4 protein-coding genes, 1 rRNA gene, 1 pseudogene and 1 riboswitch are annotated in these 6358 nt (G+C 41.4%); of the genes and pseudogenes, 2 read left to right on the top strand and 4 right to left on the bottom strand.

Going from position 1 to position 6358, the window contains the following annotated elements; genetic code table 11:
• Nucleotides 1-75 (bottom strand): 16S ribosomal RNA (locus AACW06_RS18490); the annotation flags it as partial.
• 609 nt (nucleotides 76-684) lie between these two features.
• Between AACW06_RS18490 and AACW06_RS18495 the strand changes: the two genes are divergently transcribed.
• Entirely contained in the window at nucleotides 685-1137 is a 453-nt protein-coding gene (locus AACW06_RS18495; protein WP_053311450.1) for an RNA recognition motif domain-containing protein, read from the top strand.
• Here the strand turns inward: AACW06_RS18495 and murI are convergent.
• The 3 genes and pseudogenes from murI to AACW06_RS18510 form a co-directional block, all read right to left on the bottom strand.
• Nucleotides 1100-1903: a glutamate racemase gene (gene murI, locus AACW06_RS18500; protein ID WP_192076199.1), complete on the bottom strand. Its 804-nt coding sequence runs from the start codon at nucleotides 1901-1903 to the stop codon at nucleotides 1100-1102. The two genes, AACW06_RS18495 and murI, sit on opposite strands and share 38 nt — an antisense overlap.
• 30 nt (nucleotides 1904-1933) lie before the next feature.
• Nucleotides 1934-2622: pseudogene (locus AACW06_RS18505) on the bottom strand (ATPase).
• A gap of 50 nt (nucleotides 2623-2672) precedes the next feature.
• Entirely contained in the window at nucleotides 2673-4616 is a 1944-nt protein-coding gene (locus AACW06_RS18510; RefSeq protein WP_192076200.1) for a TonB-dependent receptor family protein, read from the bottom strand.
• Between the two features lie 48 nt (nucleotides 4617-4664).
• Nucleotides 4665-4864: riboswitch (cobalamin riboswitch) on the bottom strand.
• A gap of 157 nt (nucleotides 4865-5021) precedes the next feature.
• Between AACW06_RS18510 and trmA the strand changes: the two genes are divergently transcribed.
• On the top strand, nucleotides 5022-6131 hold the full coding sequence (trmA, locus tag AACW06_RS18515) for a tRNA (uridine(54)-C5)-methyltransferase TrmA (protein ID WP_192076201.1): 1110 nt from the start codon (nucleotides 5022-5024) through the stop codon (nucleotides 6129-6131).
• The last annotated feature ends 227 nt before the right edge of the window (nucleotides 6132-6358 follow it).

Consider the following 6358-nt stretch of genomic DNA (forward strand, 5'->3'; position numbering starts at 1 on the left):
ATGTTACCGCTCGACTTGCATGTGTTAGGCCTGCCGCCAGCGTTCAATCTGAGCCATGATCAAACTCTTCAATTAAAGTTTTGTTGGTCCTAAGACCGGCTCAATGAATACTGACTTCAAAACTGCTTTTACTCGAAAGTAAAAAGTAATTTTAAAGCTATTGTTGCTCCAACAGAACAACAATGAATTGACTGTGCCAAAATCAAGTAAACTTGATTTTGATTGGTCACTCAGTTCATTGATAAATCTTTTTCGATTATCATCAACGAGTGCCCACACAGATTGATAGGTTTATATTGTTAAAGAGCGCTTCCTACCGACCAAACCATTAAGCCCGCGTCGTTAGGGGTGCGAATAATACGCTTTAGTTTTTAAGAGTCAAGGGTTATTTTTAAACTTTCTATTCTCTTTTAAACTCCAACTCGCTTGTGAGGTTCGTCTCACTCCGTGTCAGTGAGGCGGCATTATAGGGATGATTTAGAAGGTGACAAGTACTTTTTGAAATTTCTTTTTTGTTCGACCAAAAACCAACCAATGTCGCGTTTTATTGAATAAAACTTCAACATTTGAAGGCTATCACAGCAATTGGTTGGCAAAACACCAAGCTTGTACGTAAGATTCATTTGTCTATTTTGTTAGGCTTAGACATCTATCTTCTTTTATTTTGATATGTAGTATTCCAATATGAACTCTAATAAATCGACTTTACTGATTGCATCTCTTGCAATAATAGGCGCTATCGTCTTTTCTCTGGTCGCGCTATCTCCCGCAATTACTTTCGTACTTGGTGTTGTCTCTTCAGCTTTTGTTTTTAAATTTTGTGGCAACAGCACAGTAACCGATGAGGATCCAAAACTCTCAACGAAAACTTTGTATGTCGGAAATTTGCCATACAAAGCTAACGAGGCCCATGTCCGTGAACTTTTTGCTAAAGAAGGAGAAGTGTTTGCTGTGCGCTTGATGAAAGATAAACGCACTGGAAAAAGACGGGGCTTTGGCTTTGTAGTAATGGCATCTTCAGATGTTGATTCTGCAATTGCAGCCTTAAATGAAAAAGACTACATGCAACGTACCCTAAAAGTACGCGTGGCGAACGACCCTAAACATCCTGACGGCGAAATGTTTGAACAGGACTAAACCCTAAGTGAGCCAGTCGGCTATTGAGCGCGTTTTCTTCCCAAGGAAGCGCACTCGATAAAATTTTGTAGTGCTTTATCTGACATTGCGGTTCACTTTCTACCCCAAGCAACTCTTTAACACGCCGGGCTATCGCGTTTCCAGAATCCACCAGCAATACTTTATTCCCTAATACGCTTTGAATCTCCTCCCTTATCAGTGGGAAATGTGTGCAGCCAAGTACTGCAACGTCAATATGATTAACCAAAGGCTGCAGTATGGCTTTTAGCTCGACCAAATCTACCGCTTTACCTCGTAGTTTCTCTTCTGCCATGTCGACAAGCCGAGTAGAGCCTAATAGTTCGACATTTTTATCCGATGAAAAATCTCGAATTAGGTCATGAGTATATTGGCGTGTAATGGTAGCGGGGGTAGCGATAAGTCCTACGGCTTTATTTGCTAGCGATGACGCTGGCTTTATTGCCGGAACGACTCCAACAACAGGAATCGAAAGACAAGAACGTAATGTCGGCAAGACAATTGTACTTGCGGTGTTACAAGCAATCACGACTAAATCGATATTATCTTGCTCAACAACCTGAGTAACCAAAGTGAGAACACGCTCAATTAATACTTCTTGATCTAACTCACCGTAAGGATACGCTTCGTTATCAAACAAATAGGTGTAATTTAACTGTGGCAATTGCGCTTGTATTTCTTGATAGACAGATAATCCACCGACACCGGAATCAAAGATAAGCACATTATGATGAGACTGTTGTGACACGCTGGCTACCTAGAAATGAAAACGTCTTGATCATACTCGCTCTTTATCAATTGGCAATATTCTTGCCTGGTATCTTTGATGACAGAAACGCTCCCCCTCTTCGAGGTGTGTGAGAGTTAATTGCAGCGAACCATGGATAAAACATGGAGCTTCAGTGACTAAAGTGTGAAACTCACCATCTTCACCGCATGGATCGACACTCAGTGGCAATGATTGAAGAAACTCATTTCCATACCACTGACCACAAAATTTCGGTTCTAAAGCTTGCCCATCAGTCGTCACGATCATCGTTTTAATACCACAGCCTATCATTTCATCCGCCAACGCACGGCTACTCTCCCCCAACAATGGCAATACGCATTCCCAACCAGCAGGTTCAATATAGCTTTTACGATAATCAGCAATGCCATTACAAAAAATGTCGCCAAATGCAACGGCGTTGATCTCTAAGTCACTCGATTTCAGAGCGTTTATGATGGTTGATTGATAAACCTCATTGCTCGGAAACACTTCGGGTAATTTTATTTTGATAATAGGTAAACCAACCAATTGAGCCTGTAAGTCAATCACATGCAGCGGCGTTGCTTGGAAAGGCACTTCGTTGTCCACATACGTGGTATAAAGCCCAACTACGTTATAATCTGTATCGCTAATAAGCGCTCTAAAGTCAGCGTAGAATCTTTACCACTCGACCAACTGATAATGACGTTCTTTTTCATGGTGAAACTCACTAATTGAAAAACCGCCCGAAGGCGGTTTGATGTGTAAATTAGAATTTATAGGCGCCAGTCAAAATGACTTTCCTACCATCACCAGGGTAATATACCCCCCAATTATTGGCATTCGCAGGGTATTTTTCGTCAAATGCATTATCTATACGAAGTCCTGCCGACCATACATCTTGAGAAAAATTAACAGCAATGTTGCTCAACCAATAGGCTGGAAGCTTTGCCAAACTATTTGATGTATCACCGTCTTTAAATCTAGTACCAGTATAGACACCTTCAACAAAAACTTGCCAGTTGTAACTAATGTCATAGGTTGCAAATGCACGCCCTGAATTTCGGGCAACCCAAGGTAGCTTCTTACCTTTGTCATCGCCAGAAGAGAATTCAGCATCAATGAAACTATATTCCAAACCTAACAAAACCGAATCGGTAGCATATAGATCACCACTTACCGTAAAGCCATTTCTCTCCGACTCATCTGCATTCACATTAGCTCCAGTAAAAGCGCCCCCAATAGGAGTGGGAGCACTACTATCAAAAATAATTTCATCTTCAAGCTGTAAGTTATACACATCTACTCTGAGACTATAATTGTTCTCAATTAACCCCCAACCAGCTTCAATTGATTTGCCCGTTTGCGGCTTTAGACCAAGGACGCCAGGAGAGGTATAGGCTTGTTCATCAATTTTAGCGAACCTAAAATTTGTCTCGCCTCGTAGATAAATGCGTTGTGATTCGCTAACGTTATAATTAACCCCAAGTTCATAAGCATCCTGTGCCTCTGTTAATTTCTCTTTATTTGGGTATATAGCTGCATCAAAAATCTTATCTTCAATTGCACTATAACGTGCGCCGGTTGTAAGAGTTAAATCATCAAGAAGTGGGTAGTTAACTTGTCCAAAGACGCTGTAAGTATCTTGTTCATTCGAACGCTCGGTGGAAGATGATTTATAAGAATGATCACGGTTTGCCCCTTCAAGTCCTAATAAAGCATTACCTTCGCCGGATCCTGTTGAAAACTGATTTTCCAGCTTTATTGAACCAAATAATTGCTTACTATCGCTGATCGTTGAGCTTCCCCATGCAGAGCCTGAACCAGACGTATTATCGTAAATAACATCAGTCCCTAAGACCCAAGATTCATTCACATCTTGCTTATAACCAGCTCTAAATGCTTGGGTGATTTCATGAGAATAATCTGTTTGATTCGCAGAAGCGGCTTGTGTCGGATCATTCTTGTACTGCTCCTCTGTCAATGAGCCAGCATACTCTCGATTATTATCGTAGTAACTAGCCTCTACAAAAAATTCAGTTGAATCCTGCTTATAATTCAATCGGCTTAATAATGCTCCAGTCTCACGAGCATTATGATCTCTATAGTTGTCACTGTTATCTTGACTAGCACTAAAGAACAAACTCCATTGCTCGTTTAGTTTTCTAGAAACATCAACGTTGCCAGCAAAGGAATCAAAGCTGCCAGCGCTAACTGACAAATTACCACCATCTTCTGAAGCCCCTTTAGTGATTATATTAATAACACCACCTACGGCTTGATCCCCATAAAGCACACCAGCACTACCCGACAGTATCTCAACCCTCTCTATCTGAGAAATTAATATTGAACTAACCTGCGGAGCTGACAAATCTTGCTTATTAATACGACGTCCATCAACTAGGATCAGTGTATTGTTAGCAGCTTGCCCACCAGTAAAACCGCGTAATGAGAATGATGGCCCGCTGCTAGTATCAGAAACTTGAATTCCTGCTCTAGCTCGCAGCAATGTATCTAAACTTTTAGCTCCACTCGCAGCTATATCGTCTGATGTAATAACAGTTACATTGGCTGGTATATCGTCAATTGAATTATTAAAATCACTACGAGCTAAAACCACCATGGTTTCGTCAGTAGATGCTTCTTGGGCGTGTAAATTGGGGATAGGTGAAAACAGCGATGCTACAGCAATCGCTAAAAGGGATTTGTTCATGTTGTATCCTAAGTCGCGTAAGTCCTACCGAATCCCCCATCTGGGTAATTAACGATTCAGTTGCTGGCAGGTATTCGGACTTAAGAGCTCGGCATCGCCACCTAGTCACTCGACTTCCCACATCGCTTATGCAGTGTCATTTGAGCTTTCGTTCTCTCTTACCGCTGCGCGTCAGTTCTGGTTTTGCACCAGATTCCCTTTTTCAGCCGTCTACACTTCCAGACAGCACCAGCTGAAGCGATACTATTGTTCTATCTATTATTTGTCTAGAGAAAGATTAGTATAAGCTATAGTTTTACAATGCCAATGCGTGGTTAATTCTGCACAAAACTGGACAAGCGCGAGGGATTGAATAAAATCTGCGCTCTTTATTTGAATGCACCATACCCGAAGAAAGGTAATACCATGGCTACTCTTGATGTAAACCCACAACACTACCAACAGCAATTGGCGGAAAAGACAGAGCGTCTCACCCAAATGTTTGCACACTATAATGTGCCAGAATTGGAAGTGTTTGAATCACCAGAGCAGCACTATCGTATGCGAGCTGAGTTTCGTATTTGGCACGAAGGGGAAGACCTTTACTACGTCATGTTCAATCAAGAAACGCGTGAAAAATACCGTGTTGACCAATTTCCAGCCGCAAGCCGTTTAATCAATGATCTAATGCCACTATTAACGGATGCATTAAAAGGCAGCGATTCCCTGCGCCGTAAACTTTTCCAAGTCGATTTTCTCTCAACATTAAGCGGCGAAGTACTGGTATCGCTGCTTTACCATCGTCAATTAGATGAAGAATGGATTGAAAGCGCCAAAGCGTTAAAACAACGTTTGAATGATGAAGGCTTTAATCTCAACCTAATTGGTCGAGCACGCAAAATGAAAGTGGTGCTTGATCGCGATTACGTGATAGAAAAACTGAATGTGAATGGCGATAGCTATATCTACCAACAAGTCGAGAACAGCTTCACTCAACCCAACGGTAAAGTCGCGCAAAAAATGTTGGAATGGGCGGTAGATTGCACCCAAGATAGTAGCGGTGACTTACTTGAACTGTATTGTGGTAATGGTAACTTTTCATTAGCACTAGCACAAAATTTTGAGCGTGTACTCGCGACTGAACTAGCGAAACCCTCGGTTGATTCGGCACAGTACAATATTGCGGCAAATAAGATCGACAATGTACAAATTATCCGTATGTCAGCAGAAGATTTTACTGAGGCAATGGAAGGAAAGCGTGAATTTCGCCGTCTAAAACAAGCCAATATTGATCTACAAAGCTACAACTGCAACACCATTTTTGTTGATCCTCCGCGCTCAGGAATGGATATCGATACGTGTAAAATGGTGCAAGGTTATGAGCGTATTTTATATATATCTTGCAATCCAGAAACTCTAAAAGATAACTTAGACATTCTAGGCAAAACACATAAAGTGACCCGTTTTTCTCTATTTGACCAATTCCCTTACACCCACCATATGGAAGCAGGCGTTCTTCTAGAGCGCATTAAATAAGAGATTCAAAGGTTTTTAATTGTGGCAAAAATCACCCTAGGTACGGCTTGGGGTACGAGAAGCTTGTTATGGACTATCGACTAATCGACTAAGAATGAATGTAAGCGCATCATAAACCCCACATTTTAATCAATATCGGTACGTCCTAAGATCAAATCCCCTAATCTCAAGGAGATCTGAAATGGCAAAACGACGTACCGACCAAGAATGGCAAAACCTGTTTGAAA

The sequence above is a fragment of the Vibrio sp. S12_S33 genome, from assembly GCF_963889785.1.
Lineage (GTDB): Bacteria > Pseudomonadota > Gammaproteobacteria > Enterobacterales > Vibrionaceae > Vibrio > Vibrio aestuarianus.

Excerpts from the sequence above, each read along its gene's own strand:
- trmA (WP_192076201.1), top strand. The coding sequence starts at position 5,022 with ATGGCTACTCTTGATGTAAACCCACAACACTACCAACAGCAATTGGCG.
- AACW06_RS18510 (WP_192076200.1), bottom strand. The coding sequence starts at position 4,616 with ATGAACAAATCCCTTTTAGCGATTGCTGTAGCATCGCTGTTTTCACCT.
- AACW06_RS18495 (WP_053311450.1), top strand. The coding sequence starts at position 685 with ATGAACTCTAATAAATCGACTTTACTGATTGCATCTCTTGCAATAATA.